Source organism: Desulfitobacterium sp., assembly GCF_982384815.1.
Genome location: NZ_CEVWNY010000172.1, coordinates 1 through 3,577, shown reverse-complemented (window position 1 = coordinate 3,577; position 3,577 = coordinate 1). Strand labels below are relative to the sequence as shown.

The following is a 3,577-nucleotide window of genomic DNA, read 5'->3' as shown; positions in this document are numbered from 1 at the left end:
ATCCCGTAAAACCGCTTTTGTCTCATTTTCCCTTTGCCAATATCCCAGCATTACCTGCGGGCCCTTAACCACCAATTCGCCTACTACTCCTGGTGGGGGCTCATTATCCCCGGTTTCGAGATCAACAATTTTTACTTCAGTATTAGAAACGGGAACACCTATCGAACCAACCCGGGCATTATCCAAGGGATTAACATGAGTAACCGGGGATGCCTCCGATAACCCATAGCCCTCGACCAATTTCCCACCGGTTAGCTCTCCGAAGCGGATAGCCACTTCCATGGGCAGGGGAGCCGAACCACTGACACAGGCCTTGATCGAGGAGACATCATACTCCTTGATATTTGGATGGTTAATTAATGCCACGTACATAGTTGGTGCCCCAGGGAAAAGAGTAGGCTTTTCATCGTTAATAATCTTCAAAAGCATATCTATATCAAATCTGGGGACAGGGATGACCGCACTTCCGCCAAAAATGGATATGTTCAAGCAAACCGTTAAAGCATAAATATGGAAAAGCGGCAGAACGCAAAGAGTTTTCTCTTGCCCCGGTATTCCTTTAACCCATTCCCATATCTGATACGCATTAGCATATAAATTAGTATGACTAAGTTGAGCGCCTTTGGAGGTTCCCGTAGTTCCGCCTGTATACTGTAAAACCGCAATGTCCGACTTAGGATCAACCTCCGGCCTGCTCCATTCAACATCGGTAGTATCATCGACACAGGAATGGTAATCGTATGTTCCTTCGCCTTCACTCATGCCCATGGCCTTTAATCCTTCGGCAAGTACCCATTCAAGATCGGTTTCAGAACGAATTCCCTGAACTCTTGGGTAAAGGGGGGCAACGGTAATCATCCCTTTGGTACCGGAATCTTTCATTAAAGCTTTAAGCTCGTTTTCTACATAAAGAGGATTGGTTTGTACCACAATTCCGCCAACTTTCATGATTGCAAAGAAGCTAATTATCCAAGTTGCAGAGTTAGGCATATTGATAGAGATTCGATCTTTGGGTTTAACCCCAAGCCGAATTAAGGCTTTTGCAAGGCAATCCACATCACGGTCCATATCGGAATAAGTCCAAGTCTTTCCTCCATACAAAATGGCCGGACGGTCACCATAGTTTTGGACACTTCTCTCGAACATTTCATATAAAGATAAGTTCTCAATTGGGATAGATTGCCTTACCCCAGTCTCATAAAAATTGTACCAGACCGAATTCATTATCCCCACTCCCTTGTATAACTTTTCTTTGCCATAGCACCCTCAACTAAAATAAAGGACCCTTATCATAATATTATGAATCTTCATTCAGATATGCAAGACCATAATCCTCAGTTGTCTTGTTCCTCCACTCAAAAGCTCCTATTATCTTGCGAATGGTTATAATTTATCATAAAGTCAAGAATTTCCACAAATCAGAAAGACTCCCTGCCGATAATTATTATCAGGAGGGAGTCTATAGTCTTTTAGACGTAACTCTTATTTAGCCGCATTGGGAAGCAATTTAGTGATCATATCAATAGCCTCTTGATTCTTAATTTCAATATCAGGGGTCTTCGGATCATCACCCAGCTTTTCATAGGGAAGTGCTCCAAAGCTGTGGTCTTTGGTAAAGTGACCGCGCGGATCGGTTGGGTTCTTCCACATCAACTTATCCAGATCAAAGTTCTTACCCTGGTGACACTTAGCGCAGATATCATTAGGTTTATCTGCTTTTAAGAGCATCCCACTGGCATTAGGTTTATGAGAGTCATGGCAGGTCAGACAATTCATGGAAGCGCTTTGGCCATGTTTGCTGGCAAAATAATCCCGAGTTCCATAGTGTGTATTGGCGATCCAAACGCCTTTATCATTCTTGCTTGGATTACTTTCATGACAAGAATTACAAGCTTTAGCCGCAGCACTTGTATCCATTGTTCCTGCCTTCGTTGTAGCGTTGACGTGATTGCTGCCGGGACCATGGCAAGATTCACAGGACACACCGTAATCTTTAGAATTTACTTCAATACCAGGTGCGTGACAACCACCACAGGTGAAGCTTTCTGCAGTATAATCAGGTTTTCCATCCTTGTCCACATCTGTTCCTTTAGCCGGTTTAATTGTGTATTTGTCCCCGGATTTTTCAAGGGCCGCTACACGATAGACTTTTTCCGTAAAACCTTCGGGGGCCTTAGCGATAACATAATGGTCCATCATAACCCCGTAAACTTGATCCTTATTCGACAAATTAATGGTTCCAGACTTATCGGTAGCCTTAGTATCAAAGAGTTTGATTTCACCTGCGGACTGTGTTAAAGGATAATCCGATAGGGGCTTGAAGGCACCAGCATGTTGAGATTTGGAAAAGTTAGTGTGATATTCCGAGTGACAGCTCTTACAGGCGTCTGCTCCTACATATTCAGCCTTTGCCGGTTGATTCGTTGCCGGTGGGCCTTGGTTTGGTGCTTTGCCTTGATTTTGAGGCTTATTACAGCCTACGAGCACTGTAATAATCAGTGCAAGCAACGCTAAACCGAGGACAATTCTTTTTGATTTCAAGATACCTTCCTCCTTTTTTAACCCTGATCCTTTTGTAAACTATACTTTTTCCTACCATCAAGCTTAGTTTGCTCTTTTTACGTAATCTTATAAATGGTTTTCAAATACACATAGGATTTTTGCATATCTTCATAATAAAAAAGTATCTCCCAAACGGAGATACTTATTATAGGTAAAGAAGCCTTTCTCATCTTTAACTATGAATAAAAAATAGGTTCAATATTTTAGTCGCAAAAGGATAAAATAAACGCGAATCAATAAGGAGGTATTAGGGTTATGAATCAAGCTTTAAACATTTTCGACCAATCGCAGTTTGAAGGTGAGCAAGAGGCTGGCATAAACCTGTTGCCGATACGGAAATGTATGCCTGCCCAGAGCATCATGCACTTGTGATGTCGTTTTCACTAGTAAAAAGCAAAAAGACCATCGTAATTAATGGTCTCTGCACTACCTGGCAACACGAAAAGCGGTTGAGCTTTTCGCCACACTGCCTCCCATGACGAATACTCCTGCAGTGTGGATATTACTTTTCCAGGTAGGTGGCGCGTTCAGTATTATTTTCCCACAGCCCGCAAGCCGCGAAACTATTCACTGACGAAAGTGTCCAGTGAACACTTTCACCGAAGCGGAAACTACAAAGATAAGCTAATCCGCTGAGGATTCCTTTCGCCACACGGCCACCTCTAACGAATACTCCAGCCGTGTGGGTACCGAACAGGTGGAACCGACCCCAGAGCATCATGCAGTACGTTATCTCGTTTTCATGTAGTTACACGTTCATGTAGTTACACGCAAAAAGACCATCTTGCGATGGTCTTTGTACATTACCTGGCAACGACTTACTTTCCCAGGACCCTGCGGTCCAAGTATCATCAGCCCTGGAGGTCTTAACTTCCGTGTTCGAGATGGGAACGGGTGGAACCCCTCCGGCATTGTCACCAGATCTGAAGTTTTAGTATCCCTTTCGGGATCCTATTCCCTCAAAACTGCACAGATCTTCTTAACTGTAATTCTTTAAGATTTCATCTTCCTCACT

General features: G+C 43.3%; 2 protein-coding genes and 1 rRNA gene. All 3 read right to left on the bottom strand.

Going from position 1 to position 3,577, the window contains the following annotated elements:
- The coding region (locus tag AC1U9U_RS15690; RefSeq protein ID WP_479961489.1) for an AMP-binding protein at positions 1–1,224 on the bottom strand (1,224 nt) is incomplete at its 3' end.
- A 258-nt stretch (positions 1,225–1,482) separates the two neighbouring features.
- Positions 1,483–2,541, bottom strand: a complete 1,059-nt coding sequence (locus AC1U9U_RS15685) for a cytochrome c3 family protein (RefSeq protein WP_479961488.1) — start codon at positions 2,539–2,541, stop codon at positions 1,483–1,485.
- A gap of 826 nt (positions 2,542–3,367) precedes the next feature.
- Positions 3,368–3,484: ribosomal RNA gene (gene rrf, locus AC1U9U_RS15680) — 5S ribosomal RNA — on the bottom strand.
- Positions 3,485–3,577: the final 93 nt, after the last annotated feature.